The organism is Algihabitans albus (assembly GCF_003572205.1).
Taxonomy (GTDB): Bacteria; Pseudomonadota; Alphaproteobacteria; order Kiloniellales; family DSM-21159; genus Algihabitans; species Algihabitans albus.
In genome coordinates this window covers 48,383-64,795 of record NZ_QXNY01000005.1, presented here as the reverse complement: position 1 = coordinate 64,795, position 16,413 = coordinate 48,383, and the positions used below count along the sequence as shown (strand labels likewise).

Sequence of the window (16,413 nt, the reverse complement as noted above, 5' to 3'; positions counted from 1 at the left end):
TTAATATAGATACAACCATACAAATACCGCAGAAACAGCGATCTGAGAAATCTGGAATTGGGGGCGGTCTGAGCGATGGACTTCGAACTGAACGAGGAGCAGAACCAGTTCCGTGACAGCGTGCGTCGCTTTGCCGAACGGCATCTCGCCGAGGGCGCCTTGAGGCGAGCGCACGAGCCGAGCTTTCCCTTCGAGGTCGCGCGCGCGATGGCGGATGCCGGGCTGATGGGGATCACCCTGCCCGAGGCCGATGGCGGTCAAGGCGGCACCTTGATGGATGCCATCATCGCCATCGAGCAGGTCGCCTTGGTCGACCCGCGTGCCGCCGACGTGGTTCAGCAAGGCAACTTCGGCGCCATCCGGACCCTCGCCGAGTATGCGACGCCGGCCCAGAAAGCCCGTTACCTGCCACCTCTCCTCAAGGGTGAAACGGTCATCGGCCTTGGTATGACCGAAGCCAATGCCGGCTCCGCCGTGACCGACCTTACGACCCGGGCCGAGCCCGACGGCGACGGCTGGCGGATCACCGGCGGGAAGGTCTTCACGAGCCACTCGGCGGAGGCCGACCTGTTTCTCGTCTACGTCCGTTTCGGGCCGGGTGTCGGGGGCGTTGGGTCGGTGTTGCTCGAGCGCGGCCAGGAGGGTTTCGTCTTCGGTCAGCCCAGCAACTACATGAACGGCGAACAATGGTGCGCGCTCTACTTCGACGAGGTGCGGGTCGAGCCGGAGAACGTGCTGCTAGGACCGGGCGGCTTCAAGAAGCAGATCGCCGGCTTCAACGCCGAGCGACTGGGCAACGCCGCACGGGCGCGAGCCTTGGGTCAATTCGCTTTCAATGCCGCCCGGGAGCATGCGCTCACGCGCAGCCAGTTTGGCCGCCCTCTCTGTGAATTCCAGGGGCTGCAATGGAAGTTCGCGGATGCTCTTCTTGCTCTCGAAGCCGCGCAACTGCTGCTCTATCGCGCAGCAGTCAAGGCCGACCGGGGCCTGCCATCCGCACAGGACACAGCCTTGGCGAAGCTCATGTGCAACAAGGCGGGTTTCGAAACCGCCCATGAAGCCGTGCAGGTCTTGGGCGGAACAGGCTACTGCGACGAGCACCTGGTGGAATACTGCTTCCGGAAGACCCGCGGCTGGATGATTGCCGGTGGCTCCATGGAGGTGATGCGGAACCGGATCGCGGAAGGCATTTTCGACCGCCGCTTCTCCCAACGTCCGCCGCAACCCGGGACCGCGAGCGGATGACCGCCGCTCTCTTAGCGCCGCTCGCCGACTGCCTGCTCCGTCCTCGGAGTGTGGCCATCGTCGGTGCTTCGGCGAACCTCGACAAGAACAACAGCCGGCCTCAGCGTTATCTGGCGAAACACGGGTACGACGGCCGCGTCTATCCGATCAATCCGGCCTACGGGACCCTTTTCGACGAAGCCTGCTACCCCAGCTTGACCGCTGTCGGCGCGCCGATCGATCATGCCTACGTCATGGTTCCACGCCAGGCCGTCGAGGGTGTGGTAGAGGACTGCATCGGAGCCGGCGTGCGTTGTGCGACCATCTTCACCGGGGGTTACGCCGAAAGCGGGCCGGCCGGTATCGCCCGGCAGGAACGCCTCGTCTCGCAAGCCCGGACCGGGGGGCTGCGTCTGCTCGGGCCCAACAGTCTGGGAGTCGTAAATACACGCCTTCCGCTGACCCTTAGTGCGAATGCCGTTCTCGAGCGCGACACCCTTCAGGCCGGCCGCTTCGGACTGGTATCCCAGTCCGGCAGCCTGATCGGCGCGCTCGTGTCGCGCGGGCAGGCACGGGGCATCCGCTTCTCGACGCTGGTGTCCGTGGGCAACGAGTCCGATCTGTCGGTCGGAGAGGTCGCCGAGATGCTGCTGGACGATCCGGACACGGATGTCGTCTCTCTTTTTCTCGAAACCCTTCGCGACCGTGCGGCTCTAGAGGCAATGGCGGCGAAAGCCCATGCCATCGGCAAACCAGTCATGGCCTACGTGCTCGGCCGATCGGAACTGGGCCGCAGCTTGGCCCAGTCGCATACGGGAGCGCTGGCGGGCCAGGCGGCCGTCATGGATACCTTTCTGCGGGAACTGGGCGTCCTGCGGGTCGATCTGTTCGAAAGCCTGATCGAAACACCGCCCCTTTTGGCTGGGCGGCAAAGGCCCGCAGGACGGCGTGCGGCCGTCGTGACCACGACCGGCGGCGGCGGCGCCATCGTCGCCGACCATCTCGGGGAACGCGGCCTGACCGTCGTTCAGCCGTCCACCGAACTGCGGAAAGCCCTGGCCACCCACGGTCTCACAATCGGAGAAACACCGGTTATCGACCTGACCATGGCCGGAACGCGGCAGGAGACCGTGGACGCCTGCCTCGGCGCGCTGATCGACGATCCGGGCATCGATGCCGTGGTGATGGTCGTCGGCTCCTCCTCGGAGTTCTATCCGGAGTTGGCCGTCACGCCTTTGACGAAATGGGCCGGTGCCGCAAAGCCCATCGCGGCCTTTCTCTTTCCCAATGCGGAAGAGTCCCTCGCGCTGCTGGCCGAGGCGGGTATCGCCGCCTTCCGCACACCCGAAGCCTGCGCCGACGCTCTCAACGCCTACCTGCGCTGGGCGCCGCCGCGGGTTCGAAGGACGCAACCGCTGCCGACTGCAGCAGTTCAAATCGTCGAAGTCCACCGTGAGGCGGGAGACCTCAATGAGCGCGATGCCCTGGCTCTCTTCTCCGCCCTCGGCATCTCCGTCGCCGAGTGCCGCGTCATGCCCCTGGGCGGTCCCGTCCCGGCAGACCTGAGCTACCCTGTCGCCGCCAAAATTCTATCTTCCGACATCGCGCATAAAAGCGATCTCGGCGGCGTCGCCCTCGACCTGTCCGATGGAACGATACTGCTGGAGACGGCAAGGCGCTTGCACCGCTCGGTCGCCGCCGCTCAACCCGATGCGCGGCTGGACGGGATCCTGATCCAACCGATGGTCGAGGGTTTGGCCGAAGTCATCGTCGGCTTCCGGATCGACCCGCTCGCCGGACCGGTGGTGATAGTCGGCGTCGGCGGCGTTCTCGCGGAAATCTACGGCGACGTCTCCCTTCGGCTGGCGCCGGTCGGTCGGGATGAAGCTCTGGCGATGCTGCGCGAGGTCAAGGGCCTTGCTCCTCTCTTCGGGGCGCGGGGGCGTCCAAAAGGCGATGTGGACGCGCTGGCGCGCACGATCGAAGCTCTCTCGCACCTGGCGGCCGACGGCGGGCCGGCCGTTCAGGAAGCGGAAATCAATCCACTGGTCGTCATGAACGAAGGGTGCGGCGCCGTGGCCGTGGACGGCTGGGTGAGGCTTGCCAAGCAAGGTGGGATCCATGACTGACTCCTCCGCAACCTTCCGGACGGTTGCCGTCATCGGCGCGGGAACGATGGGGCGCGGCATTGCCCAGCTCTTCGTTCAAGCCGGGCTGCGAACGCTGCTCTATGATGCGAACGCCGAGCAAACGACCGAAGCGGCGGGCTTCGTCACCCGCATGCTCCAACGTCGCCTGGAGAAAGGCGAAGCGACGGAGGCAGCGACCGAAACTGCCATCGCTCAGCTCGCTCCGGCCGACAGCCTCGAGGCGCTGGCGCCCGCCACGCTGGTGGTGGAGGCCATCGCGGAGCGCCTGGACGTCAAGCAAGATCTCTTCCGCAGCCTTGAAGCGATCGTCAGCGAGGACACCATCCTGGCGACCAATACGTCGTCGCTGCTGGTCACCGCCGTGGCCGCGGCCTGCTCGCGGCCGGAACGGGTCGCCGGCTATCATTTCTTCAATCCCGTGCCCTTGATGAAGCTGGTGGAGGTCATCCGCGGCGAGCGCACCGAGAACGCCGTGGTGGCGCGGCTGACGGCTCTGACCGAAACCCTCGGGCACCGCGCCGTTACCACGACCGACAGTCCCGGCTTTCTGGTCAATCACGCCGGCCGTGCCCTCTATACGGAGGGTCTGCAGATCGTGCAGGAAAACGTCGCCGCGCCGCGGACGGTGGATGCCCTGATGCGGGACGCGGCGGGCTTTCGGATGGGGCCCTTCGAGCTGTTCGATCTGACCGGTCTCGATGTGTCGGGGCACGTTCTGGAATCGATTCACAGTCAGTTCTTCCAGGACCCGCGTTACCGGCCGACGCCGCTGCCGCGCCGTCGCGTCGCGGCAGGTCTCTATGGCCGCAAGACGGGCGAAGGCTTCTATCGCTACGACGAGGGTCGGATCGTTCGGCCGCCCGAGCCGGCGGCCCCCGATGCGCCGCTGTCCGGCGCCGTATGGGTCGAAGCCGAGACGGCGGCGTCGAACGCCCTGACGAAGCTGCTCAACACACTCGGAGCGCCTTTGGACAAAGCGTCCAAACCCGCCTCCGACAGCTTGATTCTCCTGGCGCCGGTCGGACTCGACGGGAGCGCCCTCTGCGCGCGGCACGGGCTCGACCCAGCGCGCACCCTGGCCGTCGATCCCCTGTTCGGTCTCGAAAGCGGACGCCGCACGCTCATGACACTGCCGGGAACCGATCCGGTCTGGCGGGATCGGGCTCACGCCTTGCTGAGCAGGGACGGTGTGCCGGTGAGCCTTATCGGCGACAGCCCGGGACTGGTGGTTCAGCGGATGCTTGCGACCATCGTCAATCTAGGATGCGAGATCGCCCAGCAAGCGGTCGCGACGCCCTCCGATATCGACGATGCCGTTCGGATCGGCTTGGGTTATCCGGCTGGTCCACTGACTCTCGGCGACCGTATCGGACCGCGGCAGGTTCTAGAGATTCTGGAGAACGTTCACAGCCTGACCCAGGACCCGCGATACCGGCCCAGCCCTTGGTTGCGTCGGCGGGCCGCCCTCGGCCTGTCTCTGACCACAGAGTAATTAGAGACCAGGCGGGCTGTCTTCGCTCCGCTCCGCCGCCGCGGCGTCGCCAGCGGACTCTTAAGTCGACTCCATCTCGGCGGCGACGCGATAAGCCTCCAGCAAGGCCGGCCATCCCATCGGAGAGGCCATGCCGGCGGCCATACCGGCGCCTCCGTCACCGTGTCTGGCAAAGGCGTCATGCAAGACCTTCACCTGGGTACGACCGGGCTCGATCGGCAGGAAGCGCACCTCCACCTCGCTGGCCTTGGCTGGATCCGGCTCCGGCGACCAGGGCTGTGTGTCCGGCGAGATCTGCCAGGCGAGCAGCAGACGTTGCGGTGGTTGCCACGCCAAGACATCCCCCCAGCCGACCGTCTCACCCTCCTCGCTTATCTCGAACCAGCCGCCCTCGGCAGTCAGGCCGATCTCCCGAGCCGTTCCGCGGGAGAAGCTGTTCTGCTTCGGCCACCAACGATCGATACCGTCGGTAAAGAGTGCAAAAGCCGTATCGGTCGGTAGATTCACGGACACGCCGACGACGACCTCCGGTACCTCGATCACAGGCTCCTCCATGATGCCGTCCTTTCCTCGCTACAGCAGACCGAACCAGCCCGGCAAGGCCAGCGCGATGATCGGGAAGGCCGCAAGAATCCCAAGTCGCAAGAGATCCGCGACGACGAAGGGCAAGGCGCCAAACATGACATCCTCGCTCTTGACCTCCGGCGCGACGGAGGAAATCACGAAGAGGTTCATGCCGACCGGCGGCGTGATCAGACCCAACTCGACGGCTACCACGGCCAGGATGCCAAACCAAATGGGGTCGTAGCCAGCCTCGAGGATCAGCGGATAGAAAACCGGCACGGTCAACAGGATCATCGCCAGACTGTCCATGACACAGCCAAGCAGAACGAAAAAGACCAGGATGGCGGCCAGCACCATCCAGGGCGCGAGCCCCAGGTCGCGAATCAGCGCTACCGTCTCGGCCGGGATCTGCGAGACCGACAGCAGATAGCCGAAGATCTCGGCCCCGATGATGATCAGGAAGATCGCCGCGGTGGTGCGCAGCGTATCGATCAGCGCCTGACGCAGCCCCGGCCAGCGCACACCGCGTGCCAAGGCCACGAGCAGCGTCAGGAAGGCGCCGGCGCCCGCTGCTTCGGTCGGGGTGAAGAGGCCACCGTAGAGCCCGCCCATCACCAGCAGAAAGAGCGCCAGGACCGGCAGCGCGGGCTTCAGCGCCCGGACGAGCGGGATCTGCGCGGTCTCTAGCGCGCGACCGCCCAGCTCAGGCCGCAGCCGCACCAGGATCGCGATGGTCAGACCGTAGAGCAGGATCGCCAACAGCCCGGGCAGGAAACCGGCGAGGAACAAGGCTTCGACAGACTGCTGGGTAATCAGCGCATAGAGCAGAAGCGCAATCGAGGGCGGAATCATGATGCCCAGCGTGCCGCCCGCCGCCAATGCACCCGCCGCCAAACGCGGCGCCGTGCCCTGCGCACGCATCTCCGGCAGCGCCACCCGCGCCATGGTGGCCGCGGTCGCCAGAGAGGAACCGGACACAGCCGAGAAGCCGCCGCTCGCCAGGACAGCCGCCAAAGGCAAGCCGCCGCGCCAACCGGCCAGCAGGCGCCGTGCCGCGGCAAAGAGGTCCCGCGACAAACCCGCCTGTGCCGCCAGATTACCCATCAAGAGGAACAGCGGCACCAGGGTGAAGGCGTAATTGGTCGCCACGTCCCAAGGCCCGTTGCCCAGAATCGCCAAAGCAGCCTCGGGACTTGCCAGCAACGCGAAACCGCCGAGACCCGTGACGATCATCGCCAGCGCCACCGGGCAGCGCAGAACCAGCAGGATCAGCAGGACACCGATAGCCGAAAGGCCGACCTCCGGTGGGCTCACGGCCAGTTCCTCATCGCTCGCCCCGTCCGCTTCTGCCGAAACCGAGCGACAGGCCGACCAGCGCAGCGGCCGCGAAGGCGACCACGGCGAAGGCGTAGAAGCCCCAGAGCGGAAGTTGCATGTCCTGGGTGGTGTCACCGCGCGCAAGCAGCGTCAGGCTCTCCCCCGCGTAGCGCCAGGCGAGCAGCACCGCCAGTATCCCGAACAAGAGACTCCAGAGACGGTCGAGTATGGCCGTCAGCCAAAGCGGCCAGTGCCGGCTGAACACCTCGATCGTGACCGGTCCGTCCCGAAGCGCGCGCGGCATGGCGGCGAAGACCGTGATCAACAAGGCGTAGGTCGCCATCTCCACGGCATCGGACAGCAAGAGATCGAGCCCCCCGGCAGTGAGGTCGAACAGCAGACGCGTCAGGATTCCTGCCGCCGTGACCGCCAGCAACAGCGCCAGCGCCAGACCGGCGACGGCATCGAAGAGAGAGACGAGGCGATGCATCGCAGCCCCTTGCCGGCCTTCGCCTACCGTCGGCCCAGCGCAGTGCGGCACCCGGCGACGTAGTCCTGCAGGGCAGCGTAAGTCTGCCGTGCCGGCAGACCGCGACCTTCCAAGTCGGAAAGGTAACGCTCGCGGGCGCGTTCCGCCGCGGCTTCCCAGGCAGCCCGGTCCTCGATGCTCTGCAGGCTGCCGTTGGCCAGCGTGGCGGCACGCCCGCCGACGTCGCCTCGGTCGTAGCCACGCCCGGCCGCCAACGCCCAGTCCCGGCCGGAGTGTGCGTCGATCACGGCCTTAAGGTCGTCGGGCAACCGCGCGTAGGCGTCCTTGTTCATGGCCGTCACGAAGGCGAGGGCATAGAGTCCGACCTCGGTGTGATGGTCCGACACCTCGTCGGCGCGGAAACCGGCGACCGCCTCCCAGGGCAGCAGAAAGCCGTCGATAACCCCTCGTTGGGCACTCTCGTAGATCGCCGGCGCCGGCATGCCGACCGGCTCGGCGCCAAGTTCCTCCAGCAGCGTGCCGATCACCGCGGTCGGGCGTCGAATGCGCAACCCCTTCAGGTCGTCGAGGCTGGTCACGGCGCGCGCGCCGGTGTGCAGGTGACCGGCGCCGTGCGTGTGGACGAAGAGCACGTGGGTATCGGCATATTCCGCGTCCAAGGCGCCACTGTCGTAAAGCTGCTGAAACGCGCAGGAACCCACTTCCGCCGTCTCGAAGAGGCCGGGCAGCTCCACGAGCTGACTCAGCGGAAAGCGGTTGGCGGTATAGCCCTGGACGGTCCAAGCGATCTCCGCAATGCCGTTGCGAGCGTTGTCGTAGCCTTGCGGCGCCTTGCCGAGAGTCTGCGCCGGATAGACTTCGACGGCGAGCCGGCCGTCGGAGGCTTCCTCGACCGAGGTCGCCCAGGCCTCGAACAGTTCGACATGCTGCCAGGCATTGGCCGGCATGAAGTGGGCGAAGCGCAGCGTCGCCTCCTGAGCCACTGCGATGGAGGCCGTAAAGAGCGCGGCGGCAAGCGGGACGGCAAAGCGCAGGATGTGATGAATCATCTCGGTTCCCGGAACAGCAGACAGCAGGCGACGACACAGGCCGGAGCCGCAGACAAGCCGAGCGGCGGCGGCGATGCAAGCGCCAAAACGATCCGGCAGACCCCGTTGCCGACCCGCGCCGGGACCGCGCACCGCGGGCATCCTACAACCCCAGGTATCGTATCCCATATTCGTTCTGCCGGCTTGACTCGACGGAGAGCCTTCCGGTCAACTTGCCAGCGAAGAAACCGGCGGGGCGGACCATCTTGGCACCGCGGCCGGGACACCGAAACGGGGACGCCATGGGGGTCTACATTCGGCCGAGCACGCTCTCGCAAGCGTTGGATGCGCTCGCCGAACGCCCCTACACGCCGCTTGCCGGCGGCACCGACGTCTACCCCGCACAAGCCAACCTCGCCGCCTGGAACCGAGCTCCCGACCTCGACATTCTCGATATCTCGGCCCTGCCGGACCTGTGTGGGATGGAGGAAACGCCCGAAGGTTGGCGCCTCGGTGCTCTGACCACCTGGACCGAGGCGATCGAAGGGTCCCTCCCCGCCTGTTTCGACGGACTGCGCATGGCCGGTCGTACGGTCGGGGGCCGGCAAATCCAGAACCGCGGTACCCTGGCCGGCAATCTCTGTAACGCCTCGCCGGCCGCGGACGGCGTGCCGCCATTGCTGGCCCTCGACTGCGAGGTCGAGCTGGCCTCGAAAGCCGGGCGGCGGCGTCTGCCGCTGAGCGACTTCATTCTCGGCAACCGCAGCACGGCGCGCCGCCACGACGAGTTGCTGGTCGCCCTGCTGGTTCCGAAGCCGCGTCGACCAGCACGATCGACCTTTCTCAAGCTTGGCGCCCGCAGCTATCTGGTGATCTCCATCGTCATGGTCGCGGCAACACTGGAAGTGGACGCCGGCACGGTGACGGCGGCGCGGCTGGCGGTGGGAAGCTGCTCCGCCGCCGCCCAGCGCCTGCCGGATCTGGAGGCGGCGCTGCTGGGCAAGCCTTGCGACGCCGCCCTCGCGGCAGTGGTCAAAACGGACCATCTCGGCCTGTTGAGTCCGATCGACGACGTGCGCGGCTCGGCGGACTATCGGCGCGACACGGCGCTCACCCTGGTCCGCCGGGCGCTGCTGGACCTCACCGATAAAGCCGGTGAGATGGCGGCATGAGCCCGGATGCCGGCAGTGCCGGAACCACGCTCTCCCTGACCGTCAACGGCGAGCCACGGAGCGTAGCGGCGGCGCCCTTCACCCGCCTGACCGACGTGCTGCGTCACGAGTTGGGGTTGACCGGCACCAAGGTCGGTTGCGATGCCGGCGACTGCGGCGCCTGCACGGTGCTGCTGGATGGCCGGCAGGTCTGTGCCTGCCTGGTGCCGCTGGGCCAAGCCGCAGGACGCGAGATCACCACGGTCGAAGGGCTGGCGGACCAGGAACAGCTCTCCGCCCTGCAGCGCGCCTTCCATCTGCACGGCGCCGCTCAATGCGGCATCTGCACGCCCGGCATGCTGATGGCGGCCGCCGACCTGCTGGCCCGCGTGCAGGACCCGACGGAACGCCAGGTCGAGGACGCACTGGGGGGCGTGCTCTGCCGTTGCACCGGCTACCGCAAGATCGTCGAGGCGGTGCGCGCGGCCCCGCATCTCGCAGCCCCCGGCAATCTCAGTGCCGAAAGCGGCCCCTCGGTCGGGCAAGCGATACCGCGTCGCGACGGCCTGCCGAAGATCACCGGCGACGACCGCTTCGGCGCCGACACCGCCCCGGCCGGGGCGCTCTGGTTGCGAGCCGTGCGGTCGCCGCATGCGCGGGCAACCTTCGAGATCGGCGATCTGGCGCCGCTCCGTGCTGCCTTTCCCGGGCTGCGGCACGTGCTGACGGCCGCCGACGTGCCCGGCGAGAACTCCTATGGAATCTATCCGCACCTGAAGGACCAGCCAGTGCTCGCCTCCGGTGCGGTACGGTACCGGGGCGAGGCCGTGCTGGCCTTGGTCGGCGACCGCGCGACAGTGGAGTCCCTACCTCTCGAGCAAATCCCCATCGCCTGGACGGTCCTGGAACCCGTGATCGGCATGGCTGCGGCCAGGGCACCGGACGCACCGCAGCTCCATGACGCCTCCAACGGCAACGTGCTGATCCGCGGCTACCTGGAGAAGGGTGCGCCGGAGAGCGCCTTCGAAGATGCGGCCGCACGGTCGGAGGGGAGCTGGAGCACCGGCTTCGTCGAGCATGCCTATATCGAGCCGGAGGCCGGCTATGCCCTGCGCGAAAACGGCGGGCTGACCGTCTTTGGCTGCACCCAAGCCCCCTACATGGACCGGGACGAGGTGGCGCGGGTCGCCGGTCTAGCGGTCGAGGCCGTCAGAATCGTTCCCAGCGCCTGCGGCGGCGGCTTCGGAGGCAAGTTGGACGTCGCCTTGCAACCGCTCTTGGCAGTCGCGGCGATGGTGTCGAACCGGCCGGTCCGCGCCCTCTTCAGCCGCAACGAGTCCATGGCGGCGACCACCAAGCGACACCCCTCGCACATCACCGCCCGCGCGGCGGCGGAAGCCGACGGCAAGCTGCGGGCTCTCGATTTCGAAGGCGACTTCAATACCGGCGCTTACGCCTCCTGGGGTCCGACCGTCGCCGGCCGCGTTCCGGTGCATGCCAGCGGACCCTATGCCCTGCCGCATGTGCGGGTGCGCAGCCGGGCGATCTATACCAACGAGACACCAGCCGGCGCCTTCCGCGGCTTCGGCGTGCCGCAGGCCGCTATCGCCCACGAGTGCCTGATGGACGACCTGGCGGCACAGCTCGACCTCGATCCGCTCGAATTCCGGCACCTCAACGCCATCCGGCGCGGCGACACCACGGCGACGGGACAGAGGCTGGAACACTCGGCCGGGCTCGCCACCTGCCTGGAGGCCCTGCGGCCGGACTGGCAGAGGCTGCGCGCCGAGGCCGAAGTCTTCAACAGCACCACGTCGGGGCGGCGACGACGCGGCGTCGGCATCGGCTGTATGTGGTACGGCATCGGCAACACAGCGCTCGCCAATCCCTCCGAAATGCGGGTGGTGCTGGATCGCGACGGTCGCCTGACGCTGTACAACGGGGCGGTCGATATCGGCCAGGGTTCGGCGACGATCATGCTTCAGATCTGCGCCGATGCGCTGGGCCTGCCCCTCGAAGCCTTCGCCCAGGTGGTCGGCGACACGGATCTGACGCTGGATGCCGGCAAGACTTCCGCCTCGCGCCAGACCTTCGTTTCCGGCAAGGCCGCGGAGCTGGCCGGCCTCGACCTGCGCAGCAAGCTGCTGCGTCTCGCCAACGCGGGACCGGACGCGAAACTTCGTCTCCGGGCGTCGCGAGTCCAGGTGATCGAAGGCGACCGCAGCCAAGAGATCGACCTCGCCCGTTTGGCGGAGGACCTGGAGGGCTATGGCTGCTTCGATCCGCCGACCACGCCGCTCGACGAGAAAGGTCAGGGAACGCCCTATGCCACCTACGGATTCGCGGCACAGCTCGCGGACCTCTCGGTGGACCTGGATCTCGGCACGGTCGCGCTGCGGCGGATCGTTGCCGCGCACGACGTCGGCAAGGCGGTCAATCCGATGCTGGTCGAGGGGCAGATTCACGGCGGCATCGCCCAGGGCATCGGGCTGGCGCTGATGGAAGAGTACCTGCCCGGACGTACAGAGAACCTGCATGACTATCTGATCCCGAGCTTCGGCGACGTGCCGGAGATCGACATTCATCTGATCGAAGATCCCGAACCGCTGGGCCCTTACGGTGCCAAGGGCATCGGCGAGCCGGCCCTGGTCCCGACGGCACCGGCGATCTTCGGCGCCATCCGTCACGCCACCGGCGCGGTGGTCCGCCAGGCACCGGCCCTGCCTCATCGCCTGCGCGCGCTTCTTCGGGAGGCCGGGCATGGCTAACGGAGCGCCACCTTCCCAAGAGATGCAGAAGTACGGCGCGCGCGAAGGCGATCAGGGCATCGTGCGCTGCGACGCCTGTCCAGTGCTCTGCCGCATCAGGCCAGGCCGGGTCGGCGCCTGTGGGCGCTATGCCAACGAGGACGGCCTGCTGACGCGCAGCGATCCGCTGGTCCTCAGCCAGCGCGTCGCCGAAGCGGGCGGGGTCATGGTGCCTTTCCAGGCCGAGGACGCGCAGGGCCAGGAGTGGGACGGTCGTCTGCTGGCCAATGCGGAGACCTTCGTGACCGGGATTGGCAGCGGAACCACCTATCCTGACTACAAGCCGGCGCCCTTCATCGTCTCCAGTCAGTACGGCGGCGTCGATACGGTCACCGTCGTCACCGAGGGCATCTTCAGCTACTGCGGCGTCAAGGTGAAGATCGACACGGACCGCCATCTCGGGCCGGAGACGGCACCGGTGCGCGCGGCCGGCGAGATGGTCGGTCACGTCACGACCGCCGAGTACGGCTCTCAGATGCTCTCTCTCGGCGGCGTGCGGCACTTGACAGGCGGCAGCAAGAAGGAAGGCAACATCGCCTGCGACACGCTGCTGAAACTCTGCAGCGGCGAGGCCGTCGAGCTGGAGATCGAAGAGGGCGCGACCGTCACGGTGCAGGCCGACCGCGCCCCGATCGTCAACGGCCACCCGGAAGAGCGGATGCGGGTCGGTTGCGGATCGGCCACCGTCGGAATCTTCGCCCAGCAATGGCACGGACAGGTGGACGAGGTGATCGTGCTGGACGATCACATCACCGGTGTCTTAACGGAACACCAGGCGGGACGTTGCCTCGACATGCCGCTGTCCGGCATCCGCGTGCGCGGCCGCAAGTCGACGCCGGGCCGCTACTTCCAGGTGGCCGAGCCGGGCAGCGGTTGGGGTGGTACCGACATCACCGACCCGCTGTCCATCGTCGAGAAGATCGATCCCAAGACCGCCTGGCCGGGCTTGCGGCTTCTGCTCACCTCGACCACCGGCGAAGACGCGCTCTACTGCGTCCTGGACGAAGAACTGAGGCCGCAGCAGCGGGAGATCCCAGCAGCGGTGCGCAAGGTCGTGGAGCGCATCGGCGAAAACTGCGAGCCGGCGCTCTGCTCCGTGATCTTCATGGCCGGGGCCGGCGGCAGCCTGCGGGCCGGCGTCACCGAGAATCCGGTACACTTGACCCAGTCGGTCAAGCAGGCGCTGACCCGCGTCACCATGGGCGGAGCTCCGGTCTATATCTGGCCAGGCGGCGGCATCACCGTGATGGTCGATGTGACCCGCATGCCGGAAAACGCCTTCGGCTACGTTCCGACACCAGCCATCGTGGCGCCGATGGAGTTCACCATGCCCAAGGCGGACTACGAGGCCTTGGGTGGCCATGCCGGCGCGGTGGTCCCGCTGGAGCAGGTGCTGAGGGAGCAAGGCGAGAGTGCCAAGGCCGCGCGCTGGCGCGACGAGAACCCCTGGCCGCTGGAACAGAGCAAAGGCGGGCGACCATGAGGCCGCTGGCCCGGCGGACCGCAGTGGCGCCAACGCTGACCGGCGGCCGACTCCACCTGCAGGACGGCCCCATCGATCTGGTGATCAAGGCCGAAGGAGCGCCGGACGACGTGCAGGAGGCTTACAGACAAGCGATCACGGCTTTCGAGGGACTGCTCGCCGAACTCGCGCGCGAACTCCCGGAATTGCGACGGCCGCTCGGGGCGGAGCCGCACCGGCTGCGCCATCCCGTGGCAAGAGCCATGGCGGAGGCCTGCCGACCCCACGAAAGACTCTGGGTGACCCCCATGGCTGCGGTGGCAGGCTCCATCGCCGATCATGTTCTCGCCGCCCTGATCGAGGAGCGCAGTCTCACCCGCGCCTGGGTCAACGACGGCGGCGACATCGCCGTGCATCTGGCGCCGGGCGAAAGCCTCGACATCGGACTGGTTGCCGATCTGGCGGACTGGGGTCCGAGCGGCCAGGTCACGCTGACTCACGATCTGCCGACGCGCGGACTGGCCACCTCCGGTCGCCAAGGCCGCAGCCTGTCACGCGGGCTTGCCGACGCCGTCACGGTGTTGGCCGCCAGCGCGGCCGAGGCCGATGTCGCGGCAACGCTGATCGCCAACGCCGTGGATCTGGAGGACCATCCGAACGTTCGGCGGCGCCCGGCCTGTGAGATCGATAGCGACAGCGACCTGAGTGCCTTGCCGGTGGTTACCGCGGTGGGGCCATTGAGCCCGAACGAGATTGAGACCGCCCTGACCGCCGGAGCGCAGCTGGCCGCGCAGATGCATCGGGCTGGCCTGATCCACGCGGCGCTGCTGTCTCTGCGAGAACAAAGCCGGGCCGTACCGGACCGCCAAGAGGAGACGAGCCTTCCATGGACCTGATCGCCATCCGCAAGATCGCCACCTTCGTCGAGGAGGAGCGGCACGAGTTCGGCCCCGCCTTGGCCGAGCCGCTGATTCGTGGCACCGTTGCGGTGGTGATGAACAACCCCTACGCCGGCGGCTACGTCGAAGAGATCACGCCGCTGATGGAGGCGCTGAAACCGGTCGGTAAGGAGATGGCGGAACGCTTGGTCTCCGCCATGGGAAAGGGACCGGAGGAGATCCAGGGGTACGGCAAAGGCGCCATCGTCGGCGCCGCCGGCGAACTGGAACACGGCGCGCTTTGGCACGTGCCGGGCGGTTGGGGGATGCGCGAGGTGCTGGGCCACACCCAGGCCATCGTGCCCTCGTCCAAGAAGGTCGGCACTCTCGGCACGGCGATCGACATTCCGGTTCACCATGTCAACGCAGCCTACGTGCGAAGCCACTTCACGGCGATAGAGGTGCGCCTGCCCGATGCACCGCGCCCGGACGAGCTTGTCTACATTCTGGCCATGACCTCCGGTCCGCGCCCTCATGCGCGCGTCGAAGGACTTCAAGCCAGCGAGATCAAGGGAGAGGACGGCCTGCGCTAGGGCCGTGCTTTACGACAGAAAGGGAGAACAGGGATATGTTGAGGCGACACCTTCTGATCGCGGGGGCGGCTCTGCTGGCCGCAAGTACCGCCTTCACCCCGGCCAAGGCCCAGGACAGCGTCAAGGTCGGTGAACTTTTTTCCTACGCCCGCATGGCGGCCTTCGCCGACCCGTACCGGAAGGGCTGGCAGCTTGCCGTGGAGGAGATCAACGCCTCCGGCGGCGTGATGGGTGGAAAGACCCTCGAGGTGATCAGCCGAGACGACGGCGGCACGACAGCCGACGCGGTGCGCGTGGCCGACGAGCTGGTGACCAACGAGGACGTCGCCTTTCTCTTCGGGACCTTCTTCTCCAACGTCGGCCTCGCGGTCGGCGACTACGCCAAGCAGAAGCAGACCCTCTTCATCGCAGCCGAGCCGCTGACCGACGCCATCACCATGGCGCAAGGCAACCGCTACACCTTCCGCATGCGGCCCAACACCTACATGCAGACCAAGATGCTAGTTGAAGCCGGCAAGGAGTCCGGAGCCAAGACCTGGGCCATCGTGGCGCCGAACTACGAGTACGGCCAGTCCGCCGCCGCGAACTTCAAGAAGCTCCTGGCCGAGATGGACCCGGAAGCCGAAGTGGTGGTCGAACAATACCCGGCCCTCGGCAAGATCGATGCCGGCGCGACGACGCAGGCCATCCTGCGCGCCAACCCCGACGGCATCTTCAATGCGACCTTCGCCGGCGACCAGGCCAAGCTGGTGCGCGAGGGACAACTTCGCGGTCTCTTCGAGGAGCGCACGGTGCTCAGCTTGCTGACCGGGGAGCCGGAGTACCTCGTCCCGATGGGAGCCGAAACGCCGGAAGGCTGGATCGTTACGGGCTATCCCTGGGATCAGATCGACACGCCGGAACACCTCGCCTTCGTCGAAGCCTATCAGGCCAAGTACGACGACTTCCCGCGCCTGGCGTCGCTGCTCGGCTACTCCATTCCCTACGTCATCAAGGCGATGCTCGATAAGGCCGGATCCACCGAGACCGACGCCATGATCGACGCGCTCAAGGGCCTGGAGGTCGAGACGCCGACGGGTCCCATCACCATGCGCGCCATTGATCATCAGGCAACGATGGGTGCCTGGGTCGGACGCCTGACGGTCGAGGACGGCCAAGGCAAGATGGTCGACTGGTACTACGCCGACGGCGCCGACTTCGCTCATACGCCTGAGGCGGTGAAGGCGGCCCGACCCGCCGAGTAGTCTCGCCTATCGT

General features: G+C 67.2%; 13 protein-coding genes. 9 read left to right on the top strand and 4 right to left on the bottom strand.

What is annotated here, in order from left to right; all coding sequences use genetic code 11:
• The first annotated feature begins 75 nt into the window (after positions 1-75).
• The 3 genes from DBZ32_RS14320 to DBZ32_RS14310 are packed head-to-tail and all read left to right on the top strand — an operon-like array spanning position 76 to position 4,866.
• On the top strand, positions 76-1,245 hold the full coding sequence (locus tag DBZ32_RS14320; protein ID WP_119167878.1) for an acyl-CoA dehydrogenase family protein: 1,170 nt from the start codon (positions 76-78) through the stop codon (positions 1,243-1,245).
• Positions 1,242-3,353 carry an acetate--CoA ligase family protein gene (locus DBZ32_RS14315; protein WP_119167877.1) on the top strand — a complete coding sequence of 704 codons (2,112 nt, stop codon included), beginning with the start codon at positions 1,242-1,244 and terminating at the stop codon, positions 3,351-3,353. The genes DBZ32_RS14320 and DBZ32_RS14315 overlap by 4 nt, the downstream gene beginning before the upstream one ends.
• Positions 3,346-4,866, top strand: coding sequence for a 3-hydroxyacyl-CoA dehydrogenase (locus tag DBZ32_RS14310; RefSeq protein WP_119167876.1), 1,521 nt, complete (start codon positions 3,346-3,348; stop codon positions 4,864-4,866). Before DBZ32_RS14315 ends, DBZ32_RS14310 begins: the two co-directional genes overlap by 8 nt.
• 60 nt (positions 4,867-4,926) lie before the next feature.
• Here DBZ32_RS14310 and DBZ32_RS14305 read toward each other — a convergent pair whose 3' ends face one another.
• Genes DBZ32_RS14305 through DBZ32_RS14290 form a run of 4 tightly spaced genes read right to left on the bottom strand, consistent with a single transcriptional unit; the run spans position 4,927 to position 8,286 of the window.
• A complete protein-coding gene (locus tag DBZ32_RS14305) occupies positions 4,927-5,421 on the bottom strand; it encodes an SRPBCC domain-containing protein (RefSeq protein ID WP_119167875.1) in 495 nt (164 codons plus the stop codon).
• A gap of 18 nt (positions 5,422-5,439) precedes the next feature.
• Positions 5,440-6,744, bottom strand: coding sequence for a TRAP transporter large permease (locus tag DBZ32_RS14300; RefSeq protein WP_119167874.1), 1,305 nt, complete (start codon positions 6,742-6,744; stop codon positions 5,440-5,442).
• 10 nt (positions 6,745-6,754) lie between these two features.
• A complete protein-coding gene (locus tag DBZ32_RS14295) occupies positions 6,755-7,237 on the bottom strand; it encodes a TRAP transporter small permease subunit (protein ID WP_119167873.1) in 483 nt (160 codons plus the stop codon).
• Positions 7,238-7,260: 23 nt separating this feature from the next.
• The gene (locus DBZ32_RS14290) at positions 7,261-8,286 is read right to left on the bottom strand and encodes a TRAP transporter substrate-binding protein (protein ID WP_119168367.1); all 1,026 of its coding nucleotides are present in this window, start codon (positions 8,284-8,286) and stop codon (positions 7,261-7,263) included.
• A 281-nt stretch (positions 8,287-8,567) separates the two neighbouring features.
• Here DBZ32_RS14290 and DBZ32_RS14285 point away from each other — a divergent pair, with 281 nt between their 5' ends.
• Genes DBZ32_RS14285 through DBZ32_RS14260 form a run of 6 tightly spaced genes read left to right on the top strand, consistent with a single transcriptional unit; the run spans position 8,568 to position 16,400 of the window.
• Positions 8,568-9,437, top strand: coding sequence for an FAD binding domain-containing protein (locus DBZ32_RS14285; RefSeq protein ID WP_119167872.1), 870 nt, complete (start codon positions 8,568-8,570; stop codon positions 9,435-9,437).
• Complete coding sequence (locus DBZ32_RS14280; RefSeq protein WP_119167871.1) at positions 9,434-12,184, top strand: molybdopterin-dependent oxidoreductase; 2,751 nt, start codon at positions 9,434-9,436, stop codon at positions 12,182-12,184. Before DBZ32_RS14285 ends, DBZ32_RS14280 begins: the two co-directional genes overlap by 4 nt.
• Complete coding sequence (locus DBZ32_RS14275; protein WP_119167870.1) at positions 12,177-13,706, top strand: 6-hydroxynicotinate reductase; 1,530 nt, start codon at positions 12,177-12,179, stop codon at positions 13,704-13,706. Before DBZ32_RS14280 ends, DBZ32_RS14275 begins: the two co-directional genes overlap by 8 nt.
• On the top strand, positions 13,703-14,581 hold the full coding sequence (locus DBZ32_RS14270) for a UPF0280 family protein (protein WP_119167869.1): 879 nt from the start codon (positions 13,703-13,705) through the stop codon (positions 14,579-14,581). The genes DBZ32_RS14275 and DBZ32_RS14270 overlap by 4 nt, the downstream gene beginning before the upstream one ends.
• Positions 14,572-15,156 (top strand): amino acid synthesis family protein, encoded by a 585-nt coding sequence (locus DBZ32_RS14265; protein ID WP_119167868.1) that lies wholly within the window; start codon positions 14,572-14,574, stop codon positions 15,154-15,156. The genes DBZ32_RS14270 and DBZ32_RS14265 overlap by 10 nt, the downstream gene beginning before the upstream one ends.
• Before the next feature lie 35 nt (positions 15,157-15,191).
• Entirely contained in the window at positions 15,192-16,400 is a 1,209-nt protein-coding gene (locus DBZ32_RS14260) for an ABC transporter substrate-binding protein (protein WP_119167867.1), read from the top strand.
• Positions 16,401-16,413: the final 13 nt, after the last annotated feature.